Below are 25,145 nucleotides of genomic sequence, written 5' to 3'. Positions count from 1 at the left end.
GTCTCACCCGAACTTGTTGTTCTTCGGGAACCCCTTCGGCGGCAGCTTGCCGGCGTCGGCGCGGTTGCCGAGCCATTCGATCAGGTCCTTCTCGGAGACGGTCCAGGTGCGGTCGGAGGAATCCTTCCAGGTGAGGCCATCGGCGAGCTTGAAGGTCTTCACGTCGGCGAGGCCGCCGCCCTTGTACTTCTGCAACCGCACGCCCTTGCCGCGGCTCATCTCGGGCACCTGGTTGAGCGGGAACACGACGAGCTTGCGGTTCTCGCCGACGACGGCGACATGGTCGCCCTCGACGAAGCGCACGCAGGCGAGCTCATCGGGCTGATCCACGCCCATCACGCCCTTGCCCTTGCGGGTGTTGGCGACCAGTTCGTCCTCGGCCACCACGAAGCCCTTGCCCTCGCGGGAGGCGACCAGCGCCTTGCGGCCGCCCTTGAACTGCACGACGTCGACGATGTCGTGTTCCTGTTCGAGGTCGAACATGAGGCGCATGGGTTCGCCGGCGCCGCGGCCGCCGGGCAGCTTGGAGCCTTCCAGCGTGAACACCTTGCCGTTGGTGGCAAAGACCAGCAGCTTCGACGTGGTCTCGGCGAAGAACGACACCTTCAGCCGGTCATCGGTCTTGAAGGTCAGGGCCGAGAGGTCCTGCACATGGCCCTTCAGTGCGCGGATCCAGCCCTTTTCGGAGACGACCACGGTGATCGGCTCGCGCTCCACCAGCGCCTCGGCGAAGGCGTCGACATCGACCTCGGTCGCCTCGGCAAAGGTGGTGCGGCGCTTGCCGAGCGGCGTCTCCTTGGAGAACTGCTTCTTCACATTGCCGATTTCCCAGGAGACCGTCTTCCACTGCAGCGCTTCGGACGCCAACAGCTTCTCGATGCCCTCCTTCTCCTTCGACAATTCGCCATGCTCCTTGCGAAGCTCCATTTCCTCGAGCTTGGCCAGCGACCGCAGCCGCATGTTGAGGATGGCTTCGGCCTGCACGTCGGTCAGTTCGAAACGGGCGATCAACGCCTGCTTGGGCACATCCGCGGTGCGGATGATGTGGATGACCTCGTCGATATTGAGATAGGCGATGATGAGGCCGGCCAGCACCTCCAGCCGCTTGTCGATGACGGACAGGCGGTGCGAGGAGCGGCGCACCAGCACCTCGCGGCGATGGTCGAGCCATTCGCGCAGCACTTCCTTGAGGCCGACGACCTTGGGGATCTTGCCCTTGAGCAGCACGTTCATGTTGAGCGGGATGCGGCTCTCAAGCTCGGTCAGCTTGAACAGGCTCTCCATCAACAGCGCGCCGTCGACATTGCGCGATTTCGGCTCGAAGACCAGGCGGATGTCCTCGGTGCTCTCGTCGCGGACATCGGCGACCAGCGGCAGCTTCTTCTCGATGATCAGTTCGGCGATCTTCTCGATCAGCCGGCCCTTGGTCACGCCATAGGGGATCTCGGTGACGATGATCTGGTAGGTGCCGCGGCCGGTATCCTCCTGGATCCAGCGGGCGCGGGTGCGGAATGCGCCGCGACCGGTCTCATAGGCCTCCAGGATGGAAGCCTGGCCCTCGACGATGATGCCGCCGGTCGGGAAATCAGGGCCCGGCACATGGGCGACGAGGTCGCGCGTCGTGCAGTCGGGATTGGCAATGATGTGCAGCGCGGCGTCGCAGATCTCGGCGGCATTGTGCGGCGGGATCGAGGTCGCCATGCCGACCGCGATGCCCTGGCTGCCATTGGCCAGAAGATTGGGGAAGGCGCCGGGGAGCACCACCGGCTCCTCGTCCTCCTCGTTGTAGGTCTTGCGGAAATCGACGGAATCCTCGTCGATGCCGTCGAGCAGGAGGCGCGCGACCTCGGTCATGCGCGCTTCGGTGTATCGGTAGGCGGCGGCGTTATCGCCGTCGATATTGCCGAAATTGCCCTGCCCGTCGACGAGGGGGTAGCGCTGCGAGAAGTCCTGGGCGAGGCGCACCAGCGCGTCATAGACCGACTGGTCGCCGTGCGGGTGGAACTTACCGATGACGTCGCCGACGATACGGGCGCATTTCTTGAACGCGGTGCCCGGGTCGAGCTTCAGGAGCCGCATGGCGTGCAGGATGCGCCGGTGGACCGGCTTCAGGCCGTCGCGGGCATCGGGCAGTGCGCGGCCCATGATGGTGGAGAGCGCATAGGCGAGATAACGCTCTTCCAGCGCCTCGCGCAGGTTGATCGGCTCGATGCCGTCGCCGCTGCCGCCGCCGGGAGGATTTATGCGCTCGCCCATCGGTGAGCCTCGCGAATCGGATGTCGGATCATGCCCCTTGGATAGGCGGGCGAGGTGGCGTGAACAAGCGGGGAACGCAAGCGTTAAGGGGCCTGTGGACGGATCAGGCCGTGCTCGCAGACGTCAGGCTTGCTACAAGTCCCCAGCCGTTTCCCATCGCCTCCCGGAGATCAGGATGTCCCGTCTCGCCGCTGCCCTCCTCGCCCTGGCGCTTGCGCTTCCCGCGGCACCCGCTCTCGCCCAGTCGCCGGAGCTGATCTTCCGCCGCTCCACCGTGTTCCGGCTGCTCTCGCCCAATGACCGGCTGGCGACCTATGGCATCGACGATCCCGACGTGCAGGGTGTGGCCTGCCATTTCACGGTGCCGGAAAAGGGCGGCTGGGCCGGCACATTCGGCTTTGCCGAACAATTGTCGGAGGTGTCACTCGCCTGCCGGCAGATCGGGCCGATCAGCTTCCGCAACCGCTCGGCCCAAGGCGACGTGGTATTCCGCGAGGGCCGGTCGTTCTTCTTCAAGCGCGTGCAGATCGTGCGCGGCTGCGACGCGCGGCGCAACGTGCTGGTCTACATGATCTATTCCGACAAGCTGATCGACGGCTCGCCGCAGAACTCGACCTCCACCGTCCCGATCATGCCGTGGGGCGCCGGCGCCGAGATCCAGCGGTGCGAGCAGTTCATCCAGTAGGGTTGCGGCGGGATCGTTTCCTGCGTTTCAGCGGAGGCCGGCGCCATGCCAACGGGCTGAAAGACTGGGCGGGCATCACAGGACTGAGCCTTGCTGCCTGACCGGAGCCCCCATGACGCCGCGCCTTCTCGCCCCCGCCCTGTTCGCCTGCCTTTCATTGGCATCCCCTGCCCTCGCCTCGGGCGGCGTCTCCTGCACCGCCGACGATCGCGGAGCAAAATTCTCCATCGGCAGCCCGGTCGGCCGGTCGACCGGTGGTGCGCTCTACCAGTTCGCCGGCGAGATCGAGGTGCGGGGTCCGGCCGTCGCGGCTGATTTCCGCAAGATCACGCTGGCAGCAAGCCACCTCACCCAGAGCTGGTTCGATGCGCGCGACCTGAAGATGCATGTCCATTTCGAGCGTGAGGGCGAGCCGCACGGCACGGTCGACCTCACCGTCGAGGTACGTGGCCGGGCGGAGGCTCCGACCTGGCGCGGCCGCTACACGCTGAGCATTGGCGAGGTCGTTGACGGCGAGTTCCGCACGCGCCGCGTCACCGGCGGGGTCGCCTGTTCGGTCGAGGGTTGACGCTCCGGATCAAGCTTGACGAAAAGCGGCGCTTCTGCGCTATCTGGCGGTCATGAACGGTTTCGCGATCATTTGCGGGATTATTTGCGGCTAAGCGTCATCGCTGGCCGGTCGCCGTTCTTTGCCAAGTCACTTCAAAAGCGCAAAAGACACTGACAGGCCAGCGGCGGCTTCGCCGTGGGCACGTGCATGCGGCACTGAAGGTTTGGCGAGGCGGGTATGGCCCTGAAGCTCTACAACACCCTGACCCGGTCGAAGGACGTGTTCGTCCCGATCGATGACACGAATGTCCGCATGTATGTTTGCGGCCCGACCGTCTATGACGATGCCCATATCGGCAATGCGCGGCCGGTCATCATGTTCGACCTGCTGTTCCGCCTGCTCCGCCACACCTATGGCGAGGGCGCGGTGACCTATGCCCGCAACATCACGGACCTCGACGACAAGATCAACAAGCGCGCCTATGAGCGCGGCATCACGATCAAGCAGCTGACCGAGGGGACCGCCGCGCGTTTCCACGCGGCGATCGACGCCCTGGGCAACCTGCGTCCCACGGTCGAGCCGCGCGCCACCGACCATATCGAGGAGATGAAGGCGCTCTGCGAGAAGCTGGTCGCGGCCGGCCATGCCTATGTCGCCGAGGACCATGTGCTGTTCTCAGTGCCGTCCATGCCCAGTTATGGCGGGCTGTCGAAACGGCCGCTCGACGACATGATCGCCGGCGCCCGCGTCGATGTGGCGCCCTACAAGCGCTCGGAGATGGATTTCGTGCTGTGGAAGCCGTCGGTCGAGGCCCATGAGCCCGGCTGGCCGAGCCCCTGCGGCATTGCGCAGCCAGGCCGTCCCGGCTGGCATATTGAATGCTCGGCGATGAGCTGGAAGCACCTCGGCGAGGTCTTCGACATCCATGGCGGCGGCATCGACCTCGTCTTCCCCCACCACGAGAACGAGGTGGCGCAGACGACCTGCGCCTTCGGCACGCACGTGATGGCCAATGTCTGGATGCACAACGGCTTCCTGCAGGTAGAGGGCGAGAAAATGTCCAAGAGCCTGGGCAATTTCGTCACCATCCAGGAGCTGCTCGACGGCTGGCAGGGCAAGGCCTGGCCGGGCGAGGTGCTGCGCCTGACCATGATGAAGACGCATTACCGCCAGCCGATCGACTGGACGGTGCGCGCCATGGAGGAAAGCTGGAAGACGCTGCAGGGCTGGTATCGCGCGACCGAAACGGTCGAGGCCGGGGCCCCTCCCGCAGGCCTCATCGAGGCCCTGTCGGACGACCTCAACACGCCGAAGGCGATTGCCGAACTGCACGGGCTCGACAAGCGCGGCGACCTCGCAGGCCTCAAGGGCGCCCTCGCGCTCATGGGCTTTGACGCGGCGCGTGCGGGCGAATTGTCGGCGGCCTCCGACCAGGAGGCCGACATGAAGGATACCGATCGCATCGACGACCTGATCGCCGCCCGGCTCGCGGCCCGCAAGGCGAAGGATTTCGCCGAAAGCGACCGCATCCGCGACGAGCTCGCCGCCATGGGCATCGCGCTCAAGGACGGCAAGGATCCGGCAACCGGTGAACCGATGACAACCTGGGAGGTGGCGCGATGATGGAGAAGCTGAAGAACAGTTGGTGGGTGGCAGCCATCGTGATCGTCGGCTTCGGCACGGTGGTGGCCTGGCGCCTCGAGACCCGCCGTCAGGCCCGCAACGACCAGGCGACCCAAGAGCGGATGCGCACTGAAGCTCAGGATTCGGTCAATCGATCTATGAGTGGCTTCCGCCTGTGCCCGCTCTCCGAACCCAATTGCAACGAGCGCAAGCCATGACAACATCCCTCACCGGCGGCTGCCAGTGCGGCGCCGTGCGCTTTGCCTGCGAGAGCCTGGGTCGCCCGTCGATCTGCCATTGCCGCATGTGCCAGAAGGCCTTCGGCAGCTATTTCGGCGCCTTCGTCACCGCCAATGGGCTCACCTGGACACGCGGCAAGCCGAAATATTTCCAGAGTTCCAACCTGGCGCGGCGCGGCTTCTGTGCCAGTTGCGGCACGCCGTTGAACTACAATCCAGCACCCGGCCATCACGAAATGGCGCTTGGCGCCTTCGACCATCCGGAGGCCATTCCGCCGGTCATCCAGGTCAATACCGAGACGCGCATGCCGTGGTTCGACCAGCTCGCCAGCCTGCCGAGCTTCTCCGAGGAGGAGAAGGTCAAGTTCGCCGCCTATTTCAACAGCATCGTGTCGAAACAGCATCCCGACCACGACACCGACCATTGGCCGCCGTGAGCGACGACCGGCCCAACGCCAATGACGACACGGCCCGGGCGCTCAAACGCATCGCCTTCTGGGTGGCCTTGAAATTCCTGGTTCTCATCGCGCTGACGCTCGGCGTCCTGCGGTGGAAGGGCCTGATCTAGAGACAGTGACATGACCGCCTCGACCGAACGCCTCTATCTCTTCGACACGACGCTGCGCGACGGTGCGCAGACCACTGGCGTCGACTTCACGCTGGAGGACAAGGTGAAGATCGCGGGGATTCTGGACGATCTCGGCATCGACTATGTCGAGGGCGGCTATCCCGGCGCGAATGCGACCGACACCGCCCTGTTCGGCGAGGACCGGCGCCTGAAGGCGACGTTCACCGCCTTCGGCATGACCAAGCGGGCGGGCCGCTCGGCGGCGAACGATCCCGGCGTCGCGGCGCTGCTCGACGCCAAGGCCAAGGCCATCTGTTTCGTCGCCAAGGCCTGGGACTATCACGTCCATGTCGCACTCGGCTGCACGCTGGAGGAGAATCTCGAGGGCATCCGGGATTCCGTTGCCGCCGCGAAGGCCCGCGGCTTCGAGGTGCTGGTCGATTGCGAGCACTTCTTCGACGGCTACAAGGCCAATCCCGACTATGCGCTGTCCTGCGCGCGCAATGCCTATGAGGCCGGCGCACGCTGGGTGGTGCTGTGCGACACCAATGGCGGCACGCTGCCCGAGGAGATCGAGGCGATCGTCCGCACGGTCTCATCGACCGTTCCGGGCGACCATCTCGGCATCCACGCGCACAATGACACCGAACAGGCGGTGGCCGTGTCGCTTGCCGCCGTGCGCGCGGGCGCCCGCCAGATCCAGGGCACGCTGAACGGCCTTGGCGAGCGCTGCGGCAATGCCAATCTGACGTCCCTGATCCCCACCCTGCTGCTCAAGTCCGCCTATGCCGACCGCTTCGCCATCGGCGTGACGAAGGAGAAGCTCGGCCAGCTCACCAAGGCCTCGCGCAAGCTCGACGAGTTGCTCAATCGCTCGCCGAACCGGCACGCGCCTTACGTCGGCGCCTCGGCCTTTGCGACCAAAGCCGGCATCCACGCCTCCGCCGTGCTGAAGGAGCCGGAGACCTACGAGCACGTGCCGCCGGAGACGGTGGGCAACCGCCGCCACGTGCTGGTGTCCGAACAGGCCGGCAAGTCGAACATCATCTACGAGCTGGAGCGCGTCGGTCTCACCATCGCGAAGGACGATCCCCGCGTCGCCCGCATCCTCGACGAGGTGAAGGATCGCGAGAGCCTCGGCTATGCCTATGAGGGCGCGGACGCCTCGTTCTTCCTGCTCGCCAAGCGGGTGATGGGTGAGGTGCCGGCCTTCTTCGAGGTGGAGCGATTCAAGGTCAATGTCGAGCGCCGCTACAATGCGGTGGGCGATCTCGTCACCTTCTCGGAGGCCACCGTGAAGGTGAAGGTCGGCTCCGAGGTGATGATCTCGGCGGCCGAGGGCAATGGCCCGGTGAACGCCCTGGACGCGGCGCTGCGCAAGGATCTCGGCCAATACCAGCGCTATATCGAGGATCTCGAACTCGTCGACTTCCGCGTGCGTATTCTGAACGGCGGCACGGGCGCGGTCACCCGTGTACTGATCGAGAGCAAGGATGCGACGGGCGACACATGGACCACGGTCGGCGTGTCGGCCAACATCATCGATGCGAGCTTCCAGGCGCTGACGGATTCGATCACCTACAAGCTGGTGAAGGAGGGGGTGGGCGTGTGAGGTTCACGTCGCGGCGGGCTCCGCGCCCTCCGGGTGCTTCAACTCGTCCGGCCGCCCATCGATGCGCCAGGCAATCACGTCCCAGATCTGGCGTAGCCGCTTCACGTGCAGATCGTCGCGGATCATGCTGACCAGCGCATCGGTGAAATCATTGAGATCGAGCTGCGATTCCGTGCTGCCAGGCTTGGCGGCCGTCAGGTTGCGGGCCGCTTTCCCGCTCGGCCCATTGTCCTGCGAACGCGCATCCGCGCTCGATGGATCGAGTATGGCCCGGATGCGGTCCTTGAGTACCGGGCTGCCGAGGCCCCTTTCCAGATCGAAGATGGTCCGCAGGTTCAGCTCGCGGAGACGGCGCGTCTTGGCCGAGCCCACGGCCAGGATCAACTGCGCCTGCGCGACCCAATCGATAACTTCGTAGAGGCCGTAGGGCGTCTCCACGAAGATCTGGATCGGATTGATCGTCGCGAGGTTCTGGACGTCCTCGATCTCGAATTCGCCCAGACGGAATTTCATGAACGAGTCGATCCCCAGGATCATGTCGAGTGGATATTCCTCCTGGAGCGCTGTGGTGTCGGGCGAGATCCGCTTCAGCGACAGCCAGGGAAACTTGGCCAACACGACATGCAGGCCGAGTGTCGGGAACATGCCGATGACGAAGGCGAGCCCTATGGCGAGGCCCTGGCCCGTGAGGGTCAGCAGGCCGCTGTGATAGAGCGTTGCGGAGACGAAGGACGCGAACAGCAAATGCAGCGTGCAGCGAAAGAAAGAGATCGGCGACAGATCGAAATTGGCGACCCGCCGCACCAGGAACTGCATGCACCACACATAGGAGCCGAGAAAGGCATAGGTCAGCACGACCAGAAGCCCGCGATCCATGTCGGCTACGCAAGGTTCTCCGCCCAGGACCTTTGAGCCGATCGCGAAGGCGTTCAGCGCCACGTCCCTGAAGCTCTCCAGCTTCAGGAAGGCAAGGCAGAACCCCGATGCCGAGAGAAGGATGAAGGTCAGTACCGGCACGAAGTAGAAGGTCGCCCGCTGCGCATCGCTCGGCGCCTCACGGCTCTCCGGCGGCTGGTACTTGTATTTCACCAGTTCGAAGGACGGCAGGATGAGCGGATCACCGCCATCGTCCTTGGCGAAACGGAACAGGCGCTCGAGATCACTGATGATCTCGTAGCGGCTCGCGCGGATATTGCTCCGCGCGATGAAGATGCCGATCGGCAGGATCGCGCTCAGGAGGACGATCGACAGGTAGGGCAAGGCTTCGAACAGCAAGTGCATCGGCATCCCCGGTGAAGACCGTCAAGGACGCAACCATACAGAGCTTTGCTGCATTTACACAACCCTAGGTCTACTACGAAGCTCCTCGCAACCGGCTCCGCGCTTGCCGGTCAGCCGGCGCCTGTCTTGATCTGCTGACGCCGCGCCCACCCCCTCACGGCGCCACCGCACCCACGACATCCCGGATCAGCCGTGCTAGCCCCTCCATGTCGCCATTGGCGGCGGAGAGCCCGAGACGCACCACGACCAGATCGCGCGAGGGAATGATCACGACATATTGGCCGAAGGTGCCGGTGGCCTGGAAGGCATCGGCTGGCAGGCCCAGCACCTCGCGCCGGTGGCGCGCGCCATAGCTGTCGCCGCGATTGGTCCAGAAGCCGGCGCCATAGCCGACCCATCCGGCCGGCGTCGGCCGCGACGAATAATCGGTCCAGCCCTCGGGCAGGATGCGGCGGCCGCCGGCCATGCCATTGGCAAGGAACAGCTGGCCGAACCGCGCCCAGTCGCGGGCAGTGGCGAACATCTGGCTGGAGCCTTCGGGCGTGCCTGTCCCGTCGAATTCGATCAGGGCGGAGGCCATGCCGAGCGGCTCGAACAGTTCGCGCCGGGCAAAGGCCGCGACATCGGCGGCATGGCCGCCGACCGCATCGCGGATCAGCCGGCCGGTCAGGATCGTGTTGCCGTCGTGGTAGGTCCAGCCGGTGCCGGGGGAGAATTCGAGCGGCGCTGCCATGGCGACGGCCGCCATGTCGTGCGCCAGGAACTTCATCCGGTTGACCGGCGCGGTGGCGCTGGCGAGCGAGGATTGCAGCGACTGGCCCATGGCGAGACCGCTGGTATGGCGCATGAGGTGGTCGAGGGTGATCGCGCCGCGCGGATCGCCGGGCTGGCGCCAGGCTGCGATCGGCAACGGCCCGGCGACTGACAGCCGTCCCTGACGGACGAGAATACCGACCAGCGCATTGATCACCGATTTGGTCGCGGACCAGCCCTGCAGCCTTGTGTCCAGACTGATGCCAGCGGCATAGCGCTCGGCAATGATGCGTCCGCGATGCAGCACCACCACGGCGCGTGTGTTCCTGAAGGGTGGGCCATCCGGCTCGGCAAAGGCGCGCGACAGGGCGGTGGCGAGAGCGGACGTCTGCGGTGCGACCAGCCCCGGCCCGGCGATCGATGCCAGAAGCGGCGCGCCGAACGGCCTGGCGGGCGGGAGAGCCGCATCAACCGGGCCGCCATGATCGAGCATGCAGCCGAGGCCGTCGCGGAAGATCGCGCGGCTTTCGACGCCACCGAGCACGGTTGCGGTCACCTGCCGGCGCGCGCGGTCGACGGAATAGCCGATCATCCAGCGGATCAGGCTGACGCCCGGCAGGCCCTCGACCGTCTGATTGAACGTCAGGTCGGGAGACAAGTCCGACACGAAGGTGGCCGAGCACAGGGTATGGGCGACGAAACCGGTCACAAGCCGGGGCGCATCGCTGGCGCGGGCGGCCGCGACCGCCCCGAGACTGATCAGACCAGTGGCCGCGCCTGCAATGATCCATCGACGTCTGGACATGGGGGATAACTCCTCGCAACGCCTCGGATGAGGCCGGAGCTTGAGGAAGCCGGACGGGCAGGTGACGCGCGCGCCGAATGTCGAAATCGATCAGGCCGGATCCTTGCAGCGGGCCGCCGATTTCGGACTTCGCTTGTTTCGTCAGAGGCTTGCGGTCAGGCGGCGATGATGGCCGCGCGGCGATATTCGCTCGGCGTCACGCCCGTCTCGGTCTTGAAGGCGCGGTTGAACGGTCCGAGCGACTGGAAACCGGCATCGAGCGCGATGGTGGTGATCGGCACCTCAGCCTGCTTGGGATCGGCAAGCGCCGCCTGCGCCTCGGCGATCCGGTAGCCATTCAGGTAGGCGCTGAAGTTCCGGTAGCCGAGCCGGCCGTTGATCAGCCGGCGCAGCCGATATTCCGGCACATGGAGACGGTTGGCGAGCATGCCGATGGTCAGGCCCTCCTGACGATAGGCGCGCTCCTCCGTCATCAGGCGCGACAGGGCTGCGGCAAGCAGCCCGTCGGCGGGATCGGATGACGGCGCTCCGACTGCCGCAGGCACGTCCGTGGAGGCCGCGACGGGGAAGAGATCGCCGGCGGCCGTCGACAGGAATGACCAGGCCGCCACCGCGACGATGAGGGCGAGCGAGGCGGCATGCGCCAGACTGGCTTCCGGCGACACGCCCCCGACTGGCACAAGCAGGCCGGTTGCGGCATAGGCCGCGCCGTGGAGGGCGCCGGCGACCAGAACCACCACGCGGAGCCGCCGGCGACGTTCGACCAGATCGGTCTGCCACGAGCCAAGCGAGGCGCCGAGGGCTGCAAGATTGACCGCAAGCGCCGCAAGACCCAGCGCCAGGCCGAGCCCGGGCGGCGCACCCGGCGCATTGCAGAGCCAGAGGCTGGCGGCGAAGAACGCGAGCCAGGCCAGCCCATGCCAGGGCTTCAGCGTGAAGCCATCGTCGAACAGCGCGCGAGCGAAGAGCCAGAAGGTCACGGTGTTCGCCGTGGCCAGCGCCAAAAGGAGAGAGCGCCAGGCCTCGCGCTCGGCGAAAAAGCCGGCCGCCGAGGACAGGGCATAGGCGGCCGATCCGAGAGCAAAGGCCGCAGCGATCCGGCCAGCCTGGCTGCGGCCGACGTCGCGCAGCAGCAACACCGCCATGACGACCAGGAGCATGGCCGTTCCGGCACGCAGGGCAAGGTCGGCGGAGGCGATCATCGGCAGGAGCAGATCCGGGACAGGCAAAGGCGCAGATTAGGCACAGGCACCAGCCCCCGCCAATGGCCCACCGCGCCTCACATCTTGCCTATCAGCACCGGCTCCTGTTCCTGCGTCAGGGCGTCGTCCGGCAGGTCGGCCACCGCCTTCTGCAGGGTCGGGATGATGTCGGCGACATGGTCGACCACGGCATATTTCACCGACAGTTCGGGGCGGATGAAGCCTTCCTCGCGCATGTGGGTGAGCAGCACGCGCAAGGGGTCCCAGAAGCCGCCGACATTGGCGATCACCACCGGCTTGCGGTGACGGCCGAGTTGCGCCCAGGTCAACTGCTCGACCAGTTCCTCCAGCGTGCCGATGCCGCCCGGCAGCGCCACGAAGGCGTCGGCGCGGTGGAACATCTCCATCTTGCGCACATGCATGTCGGGTACGTTGATCATCTCCTGCACGTCCGACAGCGCCATTTCCTTGCGCTTGAGGAAGTCCGGGATGATGCCGGTCACCTGTCCGCCGCCATCGATGACGGCCTGGGCGACCGCGCCCATCAGGCCGGTGCCGCCGCCGCCATAGATCAGCCGCAGCCCGGCCTTCGCCATGGCCGTGCCCAGTTCCTTGGCCGCTGCGACATGAATGGGCGCGTGCCCGGCGCCGGATCCGCAATAGACACAGATGGAGCGGATGGTGGCCATTCTGCCCTCCAGATGCCGGCGGGCACCGCGGCCCACCGCAAACGATGTTGAATCAGTCCGCCCACCATAGCGGTGAAGCGCGGCGCGGTCAGCACGCCTGCCATTGCGCGGGGACAAAGACGGCTGCCATGCGGGCTGCCCTCTGCAATCCGGCGCCCGCATGCTTATATCCATTCCAACCTGGCGGTGCGCGGCAGAGTCGTTGTGCTTGCGCGCTGCCACCTCACGACAACCATGACCTCCGGACGCCACGGGGGCTCGCCCCAATCCCAAGGACCGCATCGCCTTGTCTTCCGCTCCTGCCGCCGCGCCCCAGAGCGCTCCGAAAGCCGCTGCCCTGCCCGCCGTCTCGGCCGAGGGCGGCGCGCTGACGCGCACCATCGTTCATCTTTGGCCCTATATCTGGCCGGGAGACCGGGCCGACCTGAAGATGCGGGTGGTCTGGGCCACCGTCATGCTGGTCATCGCCAAGGCGATCACCATGGTGGTGCCGTTCACCTTCAAATGGGCGACCGATGCGCTTGCCTTGCCCAGGGTGGAAGCGGCGTCCTGGTGGGCCTGGCTGATCGCCGCGCCGGTGGCGCTGACGGTGAGCTATGGCATCGCGCGCATCCTGATGGCCTTCGTCACTCAGTTGCGCGACGGCCTGTTCGCCAAGGTGTCGATGCATGCGGTGCGCAAGCTCGCCCTCATCACCTTCGAGCACATGCACCGCCTGTCGCTGCGCTTCCACCTGGAGCGCAAGACCGGCGGCCTGACGCGGGTGCTGGAGCGCGGGCGCAGTGGCATCGAGACCATCGTGCGCATGCTGGTGCTGCAGTTGGCCCCGACCATCCTCGAGCTCCTGATGATCATCGGCGTGCTCTTGTGGATGTTCGACTGGCGCTATGTGGTGGCGATCCTGGCGACCGTCGCCGGCTATCTCTGGTTCACCTATGCGGCGACCGAGTGGCGCATCGGCATCCGCCGCGACATGAACGACAGCGACAACAACGCCAACGTCAAGGCCATCGACTCGCTGCTCAACTACGAGACGGTGAAGTATTTCTCGGCCGAAGAGCGCGAGCGCGCCCGCTACGACGTCTCCATGGCGAAATACGAGCAGGCCTCGACCAAGGCCTACACGTCGCTGGCCGTGCTCAATGCCGGCCAGGCCGCGATCTTCACGCTCGGCATGACCGCCTGCATGGTGATGTGCGCCATCGACATTTCCGCCGGCCGCAACACGGTCGGCGATTTCGTCATGATCAACACCATGATGATCCAGCTCTACCAGCCGCTGAATTTCATGGGCATGGTCTATCGCGAGATCAAACAGGCAGTCACAGACATCGAGGCGATGTTCGGCATTCTCGGCCGCAATCCCGAGATCGAGGACAGGCCCGGCGCACCGGCGCTGAAGGTCTCCGGCGGGTCGATCCGCTTCGAGGACGTGACCTTCGCCTATGATCCAGCCCGGCCGATCCTGAAAGGCGTGTCGTTCGACGTGCCGGCCGGCAAGACGGTGGCGATCGTCGGCCCGTCAGGCGCCGGCAAGTCGACCATCTCGCGCCTGCTGTTCCGCTTCTACGAAGTGTCCGGCGGCCGCATCCTGGTCGATGGCCAGGACATCCGCGAGGTGACGCAGGCCTCGCTGCGCCACGCCATCGGCATGGTCCCGCAGGACACCGTGCTGTTCAACGACACGATCCGCTACAACATCCGCTACGGGCGCTGGGATGCCAGCAACACGGAAGTGGAACATGCGGCGGGCCTTGCCCAGATCCACGATTTCATCGCCCGCAGCCCCGAGGGCTACGAGACGGAGGTCGGTGAACGCGGCCTGAAGCTCTCGGGCGGCGAGAAGCAGCGCGTGGCGATCGCCCGCGCGATCCTGAAATCACCGCCGATCCTGGTGCTCGACGAGGCGACCTCGGCGCTCGACAGCCATACCGAGCGTGAGATCCAGGGCGCGCTCGACCGCATCCGGCGCGACCGCACGGCCATCGTCATCGCGCACCGGCTCTCCACCATCGTCGATGCCGATGAAATCATCGTTCTGGAGGACGGCAAGGTTGCCGAACGCGGTACGCATGACCACCTCCTTGCCATGGGTGGTCTCTATGCCGGCCTCTGGAACCGTCAGCGCGAAGCGGCGGAGGCGGAAGAAAAGATCGCCGGTCTTGCGCGCGGTGTCCCCGCCCGGGCGCAGGAAGGGGTCGACAGCGTCGCGGTCCCGGGTGCACCCTCGGCATCTGGCGTGACGCCGAAAGCGGCGGCGGAGTGAGCGTCCCGATGGTCGAAACGCGCGACCGGCCCCTGTCCCTGTCCTACCGCCGGCCCGCGGACCGGCAGGAGACGCGCGTGCTGGAGGACGCACGCGGCGAACTGCATCACGACACCAATGGCGATCTGGCGGAAGTGGCCTCAGGGCTCAGCTATGGCTTCGCCACCCTGCTGGTGGTCGGCCCGCTGGCGCTCCTGATCGCCTGGCTCCTGCAATTCGCAACCGGCATGTCGTTCGGCAGCGAGCGCGTCTGGTTCACCGCCGCCGGCCTCTGGCTCACCGCCTGGGGCGGGCTCGGCGCGATCCGGGTTGCGGCACGACGCACGCGGGTGTCGATGCTCCGTCGCGCGCTCGACGACGATATCGAGGCCCGTGAAGTGGTCGAGGAGAGCTGGCGCTTTGTGGAGGCCATCGGCTTCCAGGAGGCGGAGAAGATGCCGCTTCTCTACATGGTCCATGCCGACAATGGCGGCGTCGTTGCCTTCGAGGAGCGCCACCTGCTGGGACGCGAGCGCTCGCCCGGCGAGAGTGCGATCTCACTCGCGCCCTCCGATGCGGTTCTGGTGCGCGGACCCCGCTCCGGCCTCTTGATCAGCGAGAACTATTCGGGTCCGCCCCTGCCACTGCTCGATGTCCACACGCTGACGCGGCCCCGCGACGAGCGGCCAGCCCATGGATCGGTGATCGACCGTCCCTGGAAGGGCGTGCACGCCTGGCTGGCGGGACCGCACTAGAGGCCCTACAGGTCGCCCGGATAGGGCGTGTGGCAGCAGGCGCAGAGCTTGTTGCCGTCGGGATCACGGACATAGGCGCCGTAATAATGCGGGTGATAGTGCGGGCGCAGGCCCGGCGGCCCCTCGTCCCGCCCGCCATGGCGCAGCGCCTCCTGGAAGAAGCGGTCGACGGCGCCGCGGTCCGGGGCCAGGAAGCCCGGCATGATGCCATTGCCGGCGCGCGCCGGGCTCTCGTCGAACGGCCGCATGATCCAGAATTGCGGGCGTTGCTCGCTGGCCGGCGCATAGCCGGAGGATTGCGGATAGTTCCAGTGCCGCTTCAGCCCGATGGCGCCGAGCACCGCATCGTAGAAGATGCGGGCGCGATCGAGATCATTGGTGCCGGCGGTAACGTGGCTGTACATGGCGAATCCCTGCTGGAAGGCGACAAGCCTAGCCGGTGCGCCGCGCGAGATCGACGGCCTCGGCCAGCACGCTGGCATCGCCGATCTGGTTGGCAAGGATGAGGACAAGCCTCGCCATGAAGGCGGCGCTCGCGGCCTCGTCCAGTGGACGGACCGCCTCGACCACAATGCGATAGGCGCCATCGGGGTCGGCGAAGCGGGCGGAGGTGTCGAGCGCGGCCATGTCAGGTCCCCTTGGCGCGACGGATGGCAGCAGAAATCGCCGCTGCGTCGAAACCGCGCCAGCGCGCGGCGAGATGGCCGTCCGGCCGGATCAGATAGGTCGATCCAGGCCTGATGTCGAAGCGGGCCGCGAACAGGCCGTCGGCGTCGATCAGGTCCTCGCCGATCACCAGCAGGCGCGCGTCCGGGAGAGTTGCCGTGCCCGGTCTGCCGACGGTCAGCACGATGAAGCCGCCGCCCACGACTTCCGAAAGATAGCCCTTGCGACCATCGGACAGCGCCAGAGGCACGTCTGGCAAGGGCGCGCCGAGCCGTGCCGTGCCCGCCCATTCGCCATCGTCCGGCGTCGAGAGCACCGTGTCATAGGTGGACGGCAGCGACAGGCGGCCCGAATTGACGAAGCGCTTGGCGAAGGCGGTCTCGGCGGCGAGCGCCAGCACCGCATCGCGCAGATGCCGCTCGCCGGGGCTTGGCGGGGCGATGAAATCGGTCGAGCGGGTGGAGTTCATGATGTTCTCGTCCGCCGCCGCACCACGTTCGGCATCGTAGCTGTCGAGGAGCTCGGGCTCCGCCTCGCCTGTCACGATCAGCGCCAGTTTCCAGGCGAGATTCTCGGCATCCTGCACGCCGGAATTGGCGCCCCGGGCGCCGAAGGGCGAGACCTGGTGGGCGGCATCGCCCGCGAAGATCACCCGGCCGTGGACGAAGCGCGCCAGCCGCAGGCACTGGAAGCGATAGACCGAGACCCATTCCAGCGTGAAATTGCTATGGCCGAGCATGCGCTCGATGCGCGGGATCACCTGGCTCGGCTGGCGCTCGCGCTCGGCATCGGCGTCGCGGCCAAGCTGCAAGTCGATGCGCCAGACATCATCCGGCTGCTTGTGCAGCAGCGCCGACTGGCCTGAGTGGAAGGGGGGCTGGAACCAGAACCAGCGCTCGGTCGGGAAGGCCGCCGTCATCTTGACGTCGGCGATCAGAAAGCGGTCATCGAACACCTCGCCGGCGAAATCGAGCCCCAGCATCGCGCGAAGGGGTGAGCGCGCGCCATCGCAGGCGATCAGCCAGTCGGCGGCGAGATCGTAGGGACCATCGGGCGTGTCGATCGTGAGTGTGGCGCCATCGACCTCGTTGCGGAGACCAGTCACCCGGTTCTTCCAGCGGATGTCGATGAGGTCCGGCATCTGCCGCGCACGTTCGACCAGCGCCGCCTCGACATAGAATTGCTGGATGTTGATGAAGGCCGGCATCTTGTGGCCGCCCTCGGGAAGAAGGTCGAAGTCATAGACCTCGCTCTCGCCCCGGAACACGCGGCCGCGCTGCCAGGTGACGCCCTTTTCCACCAGCGCCTCGCCGACGCCCAGCCGATCGAAGATTTCCAGCGTGCGCTTGGAAAAGCAGATGGCGCGGCTGCCCTCACCGATGCGGTCGGCATCGTCGAGGAGCACCACCTTGATGCCGGCCTGCGCGAGATCGATGGCGGCACTCAGGCCCACCGGCCCTGCCCCGACGATGACCACGGGATGGCGCGCCGGTGCATCCTGGTCGGGCGAACGCCGATAAGCGAACTGGAACCGCGGCGCGTTCCGCATGTCCGGGTTCGGCTGGTCCAGGCTGGGCAGGTTCATGGGCTCCCCGATGGTTGCAAGCGCAACGAATGGGGCAAGTGATGCACGGCGACCGGTGATTGGTCCACTGGCCGAGCGACGGAGATGGCGGGTCAGTCGCCGGGCGTCACCGGCTGGTCGATGCGGGGCGCGAGAACCGGGCCGACATGACGGATGGTGCGTGGTTCCGCCGTACCGGCCTGAGCAGAGCTTGCCGGCTCCGGCTGGGGCTCGGTTGCCGGACGCATCTCGACGGGCTCGGGCGGCGGGGCCTGACGTGGCTGGCCGTCGAGCCCGATCACCTGTCCCGAACCACCGTCGCGGCCACGCAGCCGGTCGGCCCGCGCCTGACGCTCGGCATCGCGGCGGGCGCGCTCCTCGATGGCGATCTGCTCTCGCACCTGCTCGCGCTGCGAACTCGGCAGCGACAGAAGCCGGGCCTGGTCTGCGGAGACCACCTGGTCGCCGGAGCGCAGGGTCGGGTCCTGGCGGTTGGAGAAGGCGGCGGCCCAGGACCCGTCGCGCGGGCGGCAGGTGCAGGTGGCATCGAAGCGCTGGCGGAAGCGCAGCGCATTGGGCAGCGACGAATAGGTGCGGCCGGTGGACGAGACGGCATTCTCGATCCGGTCGTCGCGCATGCGGAACAGCGCCACTTCGGTGCCCGGGCACTGCATCTGGCACATGTCCTGGTCGCCGAGGCCGGCGCCCGGCCGGGCCGCCGAGGTCATCGGGAAGAAGGCGCCGTCGCACAGTCTGACGCAGACCGCGCGATAGCCGACGCCGCGGGGACGTTCGCCTTCCTCGCCGAGGGCTGGCAGCCCTGCCTGCTGGTTCGGATCGCCCGGCTGGTCACGGGGATCGTTGCGCTGACCGCCGCCGAACAATTGCTCGATGAAATTGGGCTGGCGGCCCTGTTGCGGGTCGACCCGATAGGCGGTCTGCGGACCGGAATCCGGGGTGCGGGCCTGACGGTAGATCTCGCGCTCGGGCGTGGCGTCGCCCCCGAACAGGTTGCCGAACAGGCCGGTCGGGCGCTGCGGCTGCGGCGGGGCCGCCTGTCGGGTATCGGGCGGCGGCGGGCCACGGCGGCAATTGTTGACGGCTAGCGTCTGCAGCAGGCGGTTGCGTTCGACCGACTGGCCGCCCGAACCGCGCGCCTGCGCCTCGAGTTGGGCAAGATTGGCCCGCATCTGGCCGATCCGCGCCTGAAGGCCCGAACATTGGCCGGGCTGGAAGAAGCCACCGCAGCCGCTCGCCTGATATTGCTGGCTGGCGCTGGCGATTTCGGCGCGCTGGCGATTGGCGAGCGCCGCGAAGCGGGGATTGGCGGGCCCACGGCTCGCGCCCGAGGCATCGAGGCGGGCAATCTGCGCCATGATCTGTTGGCAGACCGCTGATTGCGCGACGGCGAGGCCTGGCCATGCGAGGGCCACGACCGCGGCGATTGCCGCGATCAGACCGCCAGCCGGCCTCGATATCCTTGCCTCAGCCGCCACCATGCTTCCCCGGAATGCCACGCGCCGCCCATGACGACGGGCGGATTCACCTAGCGCGAACATCAAGCCCTGTCATGGTGAACAGGCGGTAAAAAATGCGACATTTTCATGGGCTTGAGCATCATATGCGACCAGATGAAGCGCTTCGCCGCCTTGCAACCCCGCATCGATCGGATTTGCCGGAAGGGCCTATGGTCGATCACGAAGTCGTCTTCGCTGCGGTTCTCGGCCGGCCGACGCCGTCGCCGCCATTGCTGCAAAGCGGCTGATCGCCAGATCGCCAGACTCTCACGATGATCCATACGGATCATTTCGGATGACATGAAACACCTGTTTCATCCGGCCCGTTTCCTGCTAGGCTCGCGCCCATGGAACAGGCGACGGTTCTCTCCCGGCTGAACGAGACCTTCGACGCGCTCTCTCCGCAATTGCAGGAGGCAGCGCGCTGGATGCTCGATCATCCCGCCGATGTCGCGCTTCTGACCACCCGCGAGCAGGCCAAGCGCGCGGGCCTTGCGCCTGCCACGCTGACAAGGCTTGCCCAGCGCCTCGGCTTCGAGGGCTACGAGGCGATCAGGCAGGTGTTTGCGGCGTCCTTGCGCGAGCGGCCCGAGAGTTTCCGGGGGCGCGCCGCCGAATTGATCGTCCGCCGCGACGACCAGGGCGAGGCGGCGCTGGCGCAGGACCTGTTCGCGGCGCTTGGCGACCATCTGAGGGCGTTGTCGGAACCGGATTCGGTCGCGCGGCTGACACAGGCGGCAACCCTGCTGGTTGGGGCGCGGCGGGTGTTCTGCCTGGGGCTGCGCTCCAGTTTCCCGGCCGCCTACATGCTCGACTATATCCACGCGCTGATCGGCGAGCCTTCGACGCTGGTCGACATGGCCGGCGGGCGTGGCATCGACGCGCTGCGCGAGGCGGGTCCGGGCGACGTGCTGGTGGTGGTCACCGTCGATCCCTACACGCGCCAGACATTGCAGGCCGCCGAATTTGCCCGCGCCCGCGGCGCGACGATCCTTGCCATCACCGACAGCCTGCATGCACCGATCGCGGCGCTGGCCGGGCATCTCGTGCTGGTGCGCACCGAGACGCCATCCTTCTTCCACACGATGACCCCGGCCTTCGCGGCCATCGAGTGCCTGGCCGCCCTGATCACCGCGGCGCGCGGTGACAAGGCGCTGGCGGCAATTGCCGACGGCGAAGCGCAGCTTGCCGCCTTCGACACGTTTCTCAAGCCCAATGCCGCCCGACGGAGATCCGCATGACCAAGGTTCTGCATCGTACCATCGCCCACGACTATCCCGTGGCGGAGAGCGGCCAGGGCATGGTGATCCGTGACGCCAATGGCAAGGAGTATATCGATGCCTCCGGCGGCGCGGCGGTCTCCTGCCTCGGCCATTCCCACCCCGATGTGCTGGCCGCCATGCATGCCCAGCTCGACAAGCTCGCCTATGCCCATACGAGCTTCTTCACCACCAAGGTGGCCGAGGAACTGGCCGAGACCCTGATCGCCGATGCGCCTCCCGGCATCGGCCATGTCTATTTCGTCTCCGGCGGCTCGGAGGCGATCGAGGCCGCCATGAAGATGGCGCGGCAATATCATGTCGAGCGCGGCCAGCCGCAGCGGACGAAGTTCATCGCGCGGCTGCAGAGCTATCATGGCAACACGCTGGGAGCGCTGGCGCTGGGCGGCAGCATGGCCAGGCGCAAGGCCTTCGGACCACTGCTGATCGACGTCCATCACGTTTCGCCGAGCTTCGAGTATCGCGGCAAGCGCGCCGACGAGACGCCGGAGGCCTATGGCGCCAGGCTCGCCGATGAACTGGAAGCCGAGATCCAGACACTTGGGCCGGACACGATCATCGCCTTCGTCGCCGAGACGGTGGGCGGCGCCACCGCCGGCACGATCACGCCGGTGCCCGGCTATTTCACCAAGGTGCGCGAGATCTGCACCCGCCACGGCATTCTCCTGATCCTCGACGAGGTCATGTGCGGCATGGGGCGCACCGGCACGCTCCATGCCTGCGAGCAGGAGGGCATCTCGCCCGATATCATGACGGTGGCCAAGGGACTCGGCGGCGGCTTCGCGCCGATCGGCGCGGTGCTGCTCGCCAACCACGTCTATGACGCCTTCGCCAAGGGCTCGGGCAATTTCATGCATGGCCATACCTATCTCGGCCATCCGCTGGCCATGGCGGCGGCGCTTGCCGTGCAGAAGGTGATCAAGCGCGACAATCTGCTGGCCAACGTGAAGGCCCAGGGCGCCTATCTGACCCGCCGGCTCAACGAGCGCTTCGGCAATCACCACCATGTCGGCGATATCCGGGGACGCGGCCTGTTCCAGTCGATCGAGATCGTCGCCGATCGCGGCGCCAAGACGCCGTTCGATCCGAAGTTCAAGCTGCATGCCCGCATCAAGGCCGAGGCCATGGCGCGCGGCCTGATGGTCTATCCATCCGGCGGCACGGTGGACGGCACGTCCGGCGACCATGTGCTGCTGGCGCCCCCCTTCATCGTCGATGAACAGACCATCGACCTGATTGTCGAACGGCTCGCAGAAGCCGTCGACGCGGCCATTTCCGGCCTGTCCTGATCTTTCCAGAGGAGATCCATCTCATGAAACGTCTTGTTCTCGCCGCGGCCCTCGGGCTATCGGCGCTCGCCTCAGGTGCCGCCCAGGCCCAGGCCCCGATGCCCAATGTGCTGGAGCGCATCAAGCAGCGCGGGTTCCTGACCTGCGGCATCCATACGGGCCTGCCGGGCTTCGGCTTCCAGGCCGATGGCGGCGAGTGGAAGGGGCTCGATATCGACCTCTGCCGCGCCGTCGCCGCCGCGATCTTCGACGATCCGACCAAGATCCGCTTCGTCCAGACCACGGCGCAGACGCGCTTCATCGTGGTGCAGACCGGCGATGTCGACATGCTCGCCCGCAACGCCACCTATACGATGAGCCGCGACACCGGCATGGGCATGGCCTGGCCGACCATCAACTATTTCGACGGCCAGGGCTTCATGGTCCGCAAGTCGCTGAACGTCACCAGCGTCAAGGGCCTGTCGGGCGCGTCCATCTGCGTGACCCAGGGCACGACGACCGAGCTCAACCTCGCCGACTATTTCCGCGCCAACAACATGCGCTACGAGGTGGTCAGCTTCAAAACCAACGATGAGGGCGTGAAGGCCTTCGAGAGCGGCCGCTGCGACAGTTTCACCACGGATTCGTCGGGCCTGGCGGCGGAACGGCTGAAATTCGCCAATCCCAACGACTACATCATCCTGCCGGAACTGATCTCGCGCGAGCCGCTCGGACCGGCGGTGCGCCGTGGTGACGAGAATTTCGTCGCCATCGTCCGCTGGACCCACAATGCCATGCTGAATGCCGAGGACATGGGCGTGACCCAGGCCAACGCGAAGGAGATGCTGGCATCCACCAATCCGGAAATCCGCCGGTTGCTGGGCGTGGATTCGAAGTTCGGCGAAACCATGGGTCTGTCGAATGACTGGGCCTACCGGATCATCCGCCATGTCGGCAATTACGGCGAAAGCTTCGACCGCAATGTCGGTGCGGGATCGCGGCTCGGCCTGCCGCGCGGACTGAACCAGCTGGGAACGCGCGGCGGCCTGCAATATCCCTATCCGATCCGCTGATCGGGAACTGATGGGCTTCTGACCAGCGAAGGAAGCCCCTCACCCTTGCCCTCTCCCCGCAGGCGGGGAGAGGGGATACGAGCGCGCCTGGCGGCGCCATACGGACCCACGGCCACCGAAGACAAGAGCCACCCCCGGCCCTTGAGCCGAGGCGTTCCCTCTCCCCGCCTGCGGGGAGAGGGTTAGGGTGAGGGGCCCCTGCCCCGCCACCGCCCCTCCCCCCTTCGGCCCTGACCGCCCCGCTTGAGGGCCGCCGCCCCCTGTGCTTTTCTTCCCCGCAATGAAAGAGCGGTTCACGCTCTGAAATGGCCTGAGCTCCAGCAAGAGAGCCTGGCCACAGGGGAGGACGTCAGCCCATGCATCCCTTCATCCATGCCGCCGCCGATCCCAACAAGCCGGCCTATGTGATGGCCGGCTCGGGCGAGATCGTCACCTATGGCCAGCTGGAGGACCGATCGAACCGCATCGCGCAGTTCTTCCGGGCGCAGGGCCTGAGGACCGGCGACCACATCGCCCTGATGCTCGACAACAACCCGCGTTTCTTCGAGATCTGCTGGGCTGCGCAGCGCTCCGGCCTCTATTACACCGCCATGAGCACGCGGCTGACGCCGGGCGAAGCCGCCTTCATCATCGGCGATTGCGGGGCAAAGCTGGTGATCGGCTCGCGCGCGCTGGCCGAGACCGCCGCTCAGTTGCCGGCGCTCTGCCCGGATGTCCGCGACTGGTTCATGACCGGCGGCACGATTCCCGGCTACCGGAGCCTGGAGGAGGCGGCGCTCGCCATGCCCGCCAGCCGCATTGCCGACGAGGCCTCGGGCCTCGACATGCTCTATTCCTCCGGCACGACCGGCCGCCCCAAGGGCATCAAGAACCCGCTGGAGCCGGTGCCGATCGAGACCCCGAACCCGTTCATGATGGTGGTGTGCGGCGCGCTGTCGTTCTCGGCCGACATGACCTACCTGTCGCCCGCGCCGCTCTATCATGCCGCGCCCTTACGCTTCTGCATGATGGTGCAGCGCTTTGGCGGCACCTGCGTGGTGATGGAGGATTTCGACGCAGAGCAGTTCCTCAGGCTCATCCCGAAGCACCGGATCACCCACACCCAGGTGGTGCCGACGATGTTCGTGCGCATCCTGAAACTGCCGGAGGACGCGCGTCAGCGCTACGACATGAGCTCGCTTGAGGTCGCGTTCCATGCCGCCGCCCCCTGCCCCATCCCCGTCAAGGAGCGGATGATCGAATGGTGGGGGCCGATCATCTCGGAATATTACGCCGGCACCGAGGGTTGCGGCCTGACATTCTGCAACAGCCAGGAATGGCTTGAGCATCGCGGCACGGTCGGCAAGGCACTTGCCGGCAAGCTGCGCATCGTCGACGACGAGGGCGAACTGGTGCCGACCGGCGATGTGGGCGCGATCTATTTCGCCGAGGGGCGGCCGTTCGAATATCACAATGACAAGGCCAAGACCGCTTCCTCGGTGATGCCCAATGGCTGGGCGACCCTCGGCGACATCGGCTATGTCGATGCCGACGGCTTCCTCTATCTCACCGACCGCCGCGCCTTCATGATCATTTCCGGCGGGGTGAACATCTATCCGCAGGAGGCCGAGAACGTGCTGATCGAGCACCCCGACGTGCTGGATGTCGCGGTGTTCGGCGTGCCGAGCGAGGAATTCGGCGAGGAGGTGAAGGCTGTGGTGCAGCCGCGCAATCTCGCAGCCGCCGGCCCGGAACTGGCTGCCCGGCTGATGGCCTTCTGCCGCCAGCAGCTCTCACCGATCAAATGCCCGCGCTCGATCGACTTCGAGGCCGAACTGCCGCGCCATCCGACCGGAAAGCTCTACAAGCGCCTGCTGCGCGACCGCTACTGGGCCGGCCACACCAGCCGGATCGCGTGAGGCGGCCGCCACCGCGCGCCACAGACCTCGGCTCCTGATGGAACCAATGGGCCGCTCGCCCGTTCATTCCACATGGGCACGCTGTTCCATGCGGCCGGAAACGGCTCCAGGCGATCTCGCCGGCAGCGTGCGCACCACCGAGGAACCACCATGACAAACCGTACCGTGACATCCGTCGTCGCGGCGCTCGTCGCCGCGGCATCCATCGCCGTCCTCGCGCCCCCCGCCGAGGCGCAATATCGCCGCCATCGCCACAACAATGGCGCGGCGATCGCAGCAGGCGTGGGCATCGGCATTCTGGGGCTCGGCGCCGCCGTCGCGGCCCAGCGCCGCTATGACGAGCCGGCCTATTATTACGACGACGGCCCGCGCTATTACCGGCCCGCCCCGGTCTACGTCTATCCGAGCGAGCCGGTCTATCGCGAGGAGCGCTATGTCGAACCGAGGCGCGTTTATCGCCCGTCGCAGTCGCGCGACATCTATGTCGATCCCTATACCGGCCGCGAGACGCGCCTGCTGCGCTGACCCGACCGGCTGACCTGATCCGCGCCGGCGCCTCACACGCGCCGGCGCATTCATGTCGGGCGTATGGACGATCGCGCAGCGACGCTGTAGC

The 25,145-nt window shown here is 66.6% G+C and carries 23 protein-coding genes; 14 read left to right on the top strand and 9 right to left on the bottom strand.

The window, feature by feature from the left end; all coding sequences use genetic code 11:
• Positions 1-3: 3 nt before the first annotated feature.
• Positions 4-2,256, bottom strand: a complete 2,253-nt coding sequence (parC, locus tag E8L99_RS14190) for a DNA topoisomerase IV subunit A (RefSeq protein ID WP_137100151.1) — start codon at positions 2,254-2,256, stop codon at positions 4-6.
• A gap of 175 nt (positions 2,257-2,431) precedes the next feature.
• Between parC and E8L99_RS14185 the strand changes: the two genes are divergently transcribed.
• The 7 genes from E8L99_RS14185 to cimA all read left to right on the top strand — a co-directional run bounded on the left by E8L99_RS14185 (position 2,432) and on the right by cimA (position 7,533).
• On the top strand, positions 2,432-2,941 hold the full coding sequence (locus tag E8L99_RS14185) for a CreA family protein (RefSeq protein WP_137100150.1): 510 nt from the start codon (positions 2,432-2,434) through the stop codon (positions 2,939-2,941).
• Between the two features lie 112 nt (positions 2,942-3,053).
• Positions 3,054-3,509 carry a hypothetical protein gene (locus E8L99_RS14180; RefSeq protein WP_137100149.1) on the top strand — a complete coding sequence of 152 codons (456 nt, stop codon included), beginning with the start codon at positions 3,054-3,056 and terminating at the stop codon, positions 3,507-3,509.
• A 219-nt stretch (positions 3,510-3,728) separates the two neighbouring features.
• A complete protein-coding gene (gene cysS / locus E8L99_RS14175) occupies positions 3,729-5,114 on the top strand; it encodes a cysteine--tRNA ligase (RefSeq protein ID WP_137100148.1) in 1,386 nt (461 codons plus the stop codon).
• A complete protein-coding gene (locus tag E8L99_RS14170; protein WP_137100147.1) occupies positions 5,111-5,332 on the top strand; it encodes a hypothetical protein in 222 nt (73 codons plus the stop codon). The genes cysS and E8L99_RS14170 overlap by 4 nt, the downstream gene beginning before the upstream one ends.
• A complete protein-coding gene (locus E8L99_RS14165; protein WP_137100146.1) occupies positions 5,329-5,790 on the top strand; it encodes a GFA family protein in 462 nt (153 codons plus the stop codon). The genes E8L99_RS14170 and E8L99_RS14165 overlap by 4 nt, the downstream gene beginning before the upstream one ends.
• Positions 5,778-5,921, top strand: a complete 144-nt coding sequence (locus tag E8L99_RS23810) for a hypothetical protein (protein ID WP_168201681.1) — start codon at positions 5,778-5,780, stop codon at positions 5,919-5,921. Before E8L99_RS14165 ends, E8L99_RS23810 begins: the two co-directional genes overlap by 13 nt.
• Before the next feature lie 10 nt (positions 5,922-5,931).
• Positions 5,932-7,533 (top strand): citramalate synthase, encoded by a 1,602-nt coding sequence (gene cimA, locus E8L99_RS14160; RefSeq protein ID WP_137100145.1) that lies wholly within the window; start codon positions 5,932-5,934, stop codon positions 7,531-7,533.
• A gap of 3 nt (positions 7,534-7,536) precedes the next feature.
• Here cimA and E8L99_RS14155 read toward each other — a convergent pair whose 3' ends face one another.
• The 4 genes from E8L99_RS14155 to E8L99_RS14140 all read right to left on the bottom strand — a co-directional run bounded on the left by E8L99_RS14155 (position 7,537) and on the right by E8L99_RS14140 (position 12,263).
• On the bottom strand, positions 7,537-8,814 hold the full coding sequence (locus E8L99_RS14155; RefSeq protein ID WP_137100144.1) for a hypothetical protein: 1,278 nt from the start codon (positions 8,812-8,814) through the stop codon (positions 7,537-7,539).
• A gap of 154 nt (positions 8,815-8,968) precedes the next feature.
• Positions 8,969-10,372: a serine hydrolase domain-containing protein gene (locus E8L99_RS14150; protein WP_137100143.1), complete on the bottom strand. Its 1,404-nt coding sequence runs from the start codon at positions 10,370-10,372 to the stop codon at positions 8,969-8,971.
• A 155-nt stretch (positions 10,373-10,527) separates the two neighbouring features.
• Positions 10,528-11,574, bottom strand: a complete 1,047-nt coding sequence (locus tag E8L99_RS14145; protein ID WP_137100142.1) for an AraC family transcriptional regulator — start codon at positions 11,572-11,574, stop codon at positions 10,528-10,530.
• 77 nt (positions 11,575-11,651) lie between these two features.
• Entirely contained in the window at positions 11,652-12,263 is a 612-nt protein-coding gene (locus E8L99_RS14140) for an LOG family protein (RefSeq protein ID WP_210421767.1), read from the bottom strand.
• A 337-nt stretch (positions 12,264-12,600) separates the two neighbouring features.
• On the opposite strand from E8L99_RS14140, the gene E8L99_RS14135 reads away from it, so the two are divergent.
• The gene (locus E8L99_RS14135; RefSeq protein WP_252511374.1) at positions 12,601-14,529 is read left to right on the top strand and encodes an ABCB family ABC transporter ATP-binding protein/permease; all 1,929 of its coding nucleotides are present in this window, start codon (positions 12,601-12,603) and stop codon (positions 14,527-14,529) included.
• 8 nt (positions 14,530-14,537) lie between these two features.
• The gene (locus E8L99_RS14130; protein WP_137100141.1) at positions 14,538-15,263 is read left to right on the top strand and encodes a hypothetical protein; all 726 of its coding nucleotides are present in this window, start codon (positions 14,538-14,540) and stop codon (positions 15,261-15,263) included.
• 5 nt (positions 15,264-15,268) lie between these two features.
• Here E8L99_RS14130 and E8L99_RS14125 read toward each other — a convergent pair whose 3' ends face one another.
• The 4 genes from E8L99_RS14125 to E8L99_RS14110 all read right to left on the bottom strand — a co-directional run bounded on the left by E8L99_RS14125 (position 15,269) and on the right by E8L99_RS14110 (position 18,869).
• Positions 15,269-15,667, bottom strand: coding sequence for a VOC family protein (locus E8L99_RS14125; protein WP_137100140.1), 399 nt, complete (start codon positions 15,665-15,667; stop codon positions 15,269-15,271).
• Positions 15,668-15,695: 28 nt separating this feature from the next.
• Entirely contained in the window at positions 15,696-15,890 is a 195-nt protein-coding gene (locus E8L99_RS14120) for a DUF2783 domain-containing protein (protein ID WP_137100139.1), read from the bottom strand.
• Between the two features lies 1 nt (position 15,891).
• A complete protein-coding gene (locus E8L99_RS14115; RefSeq protein ID WP_137102125.1) occupies positions 15,892-17,478 on the bottom strand; it encodes an FAD-dependent oxidoreductase in 1,587 nt (528 codons plus the stop codon).
• Between the two features lie 128 nt (positions 17,479-17,606).
• The gene (locus tag E8L99_RS14110) at positions 17,607-18,869 is read right to left on the bottom strand and encodes a DUF2865 domain-containing protein (RefSeq protein ID WP_168201680.1); all 1,263 of its coding nucleotides are present in this window, start codon (positions 18,867-18,869) and stop codon (positions 17,607-17,609) included.
• A 488-nt stretch (positions 18,870-19,357) separates the two neighbouring features.
• Here E8L99_RS14110 and E8L99_RS14105 point away from each other — a divergent pair, with 488 nt between their 5' ends.
• From E8L99_RS14105 to E8L99_RS14085, 5 genes are all read left to right on the top strand, one after another.
• Entirely contained in the window at positions 19,358-20,251 is an 894-nt protein-coding gene (locus tag E8L99_RS14105; protein WP_137100137.1) for a MurR/RpiR family transcriptional regulator, read from the top strand.
• Entirely contained in the window at positions 20,248-21,579 is a 1,332-nt protein-coding gene (locus E8L99_RS14100) for an aspartate aminotransferase family protein (RefSeq protein ID WP_137100136.1), read from the top strand. Before E8L99_RS14105 ends, E8L99_RS14100 begins: the two co-directional genes overlap by 4 nt.
• A 23-nt stretch (positions 21,580-21,602) precedes the next feature.
• The gene (locus tag E8L99_RS14095; protein ID WP_137100135.1) at positions 21,603-22,631 is read left to right on the top strand and encodes an amino acid ABC transporter substrate-binding protein; all 1,029 of its coding nucleotides are present in this window, start codon (positions 21,603-21,605) and stop codon (positions 22,629-22,631) included.
• A gap of 356 nt (positions 22,632-22,987) precedes the next feature.
• Positions 22,988-24,529: an acyl-CoA synthetase gene (locus E8L99_RS14090; RefSeq protein ID WP_137100134.1), complete on the top strand. Its 1,542-nt coding sequence runs from the start codon at positions 22,988-22,990 to the stop codon at positions 24,527-24,529.
• A gap of 150 nt (positions 24,530-24,679) precedes the next feature.
• On the top strand, positions 24,680-25,054 hold the full coding sequence (locus E8L99_RS14085) for a hypothetical protein (RefSeq protein ID WP_137100133.1): 375 nt from the start codon (positions 24,680-24,682) through the stop codon (positions 25,052-25,054).
• Positions 25,055-25,145: the final 91 nt, after the last annotated feature.

This window comes from Phreatobacter aquaticus, from assembly GCF_005160265.1.
Taxonomy (GTDB): Bacteria; Pseudomonadota; Alphaproteobacteria; order Rhizobiales; family Phreatobacteraceae; genus Phreatobacter; species Phreatobacter aquaticus.
Note: the sequence above shows the minus strand (reverse complement) of the source record. Positions and strands in the feature narration are given on the sequence as shown.

What these genes read in the sequence shown, in the direction of transcription:
- E8L99_RS14145 (WP_137100142.1), bottom strand. Translation starts at nt 11,574, where the DNA reads ATGATCGCCTCCGCCGACCTTGCCCTGCGTGCCGGAACGGCCATGCTC.
- E8L99_RS14170 (WP_137100147.1), top strand. Translation starts at nt 5,111, where the DNA reads ATGATGGAGAAGCTGAAGAACAGTTGGTGGGTGGCAGCCATCGTGATC.
- E8L99_RS14125 (WP_137100140.1), bottom strand. Translation starts at nt 15,667, where the DNA reads ATGTACAGCCACGTTACCGCCGGCACCAATGATCTCGATCGCGCCCGC.
- E8L99_RS14100 (WP_137100136.1), top strand. Translation starts at nt 20,248, where the DNA reads ATGACCAAGGTTCTGCATCGTACCATCGCCCACGACTATCCCGTGGCG.
- E8L99_RS14150 (WP_137100143.1), bottom strand. Translation starts at nt 10,372, where the DNA reads ATGTCCAGACGTCGATGGATCATTGCAGGCGCGGCCACTGGTCTGATC.
- E8L99_RS14105 (WP_137100137.1), top strand. Translation starts at nt 19,358, where the DNA reads ATGGAACAGGCGACGGTTCTCTCCCGGCTGAACGAGACCTTCGACGCG.
- E8L99_RS14155 (WP_137100144.1), bottom strand. Translation starts at nt 8,814, where the DNA reads ATGCACTTGCTGTTCGAAGCCTTGCCCTACCTGTCGATCGTCCTCCTG.
- E8L99_RS14185 (WP_137100150.1), top strand. Translation starts at nt 2,432, where the DNA reads ATGTCCCGTCTCGCCGCTGCCCTCCTCGCCCTGGCGCTTGCGCTTCCC.
- E8L99_RS14130 (WP_137100141.1), top strand. Translation starts at nt 14,538, where the DNA reads ATGGTCGAAACGCGCGACCGGCCCCTGTCCCTGTCCTACCGCCGGCCC.
- E8L99_RS14090 (WP_137100134.1), top strand. Translation starts at nt 22,988, where the DNA reads ATGCATCCCTTCATCCATGCCGCCGCCGATCCCAACAAGCCGGCCTAT.
- E8L99_RS14140 (WP_210421767.1), bottom strand. Translation starts at nt 12,263, where the DNA reads ATGGCCACCATCCGCTCCATCTGTGTCTATTGCGGATCCGGCGCCGGG.
- E8L99_RS14120 (WP_137100139.1), bottom strand. Translation starts at nt 15,890, where the DNA reads ATGGCCGCGCTCGACACCTCCGCCCGCTTCGCCGACCCCGATGGCGCC.
- E8L99_RS14165 (WP_137100146.1), top strand. Translation starts at nt 5,329, where the DNA reads ATGACAACATCCCTCACCGGCGGCTGCCAGTGCGGCGCCGTGCGCTTT.
- parC (WP_137100151.1), bottom strand. Translation starts at nt 2,256, where the DNA reads ATGGGCGAGCGCATAAATCCTCCCGGCGGCGGCAGCGGCGACGGCATC.
- E8L99_RS14180 (WP_137100149.1), top strand. Translation starts at nt 3,054, where the DNA reads ATGACGCCGCGCCTTCTCGCCCCCGCCCTGTTCGCCTGCCTTTCATTG.
- cysS (WP_137100148.1), top strand. Translation starts at nt 3,729, where the DNA reads ATGGCCCTGAAGCTCTACAACACCCTGACCCGGTCGAAGGACGTGTTC.
- E8L99_RS14115 (WP_137102125.1), bottom strand. Translation starts at nt 17,478, where the DNA reads ATGCGGAACGCGCCGCGGTTCCAGTTCGCTTATCGGCGTTCGCCCGAC.
- cimA (WP_137100145.1), top strand. Translation starts at nt 5,932, where the DNA reads ATGACCGCCTCGACCGAACGCCTCTATCTCTTCGACACGACGCTGCGC.
- E8L99_RS14085 (WP_137100133.1), top strand. Translation starts at nt 24,680, where the DNA reads ATGACAAACCGTACCGTGACATCCGTCGTCGCGGCGCTCGTCGCCGCG.
- E8L99_RS14095 (WP_137100135.1), top strand. Translation starts at nt 21,603, where the DNA reads ATGAAACGTCTTGTTCTCGCCGCGGCCCTCGGGCTATCGGCGCTCGCC.
- E8L99_RS14110 (WP_168201680.1), bottom strand. Translation starts at nt 18,869, where the DNA reads ATGGCGCAGATTGCCCGCCTCGATGCCTCGGGCGCGAGCCGTGGGCCC.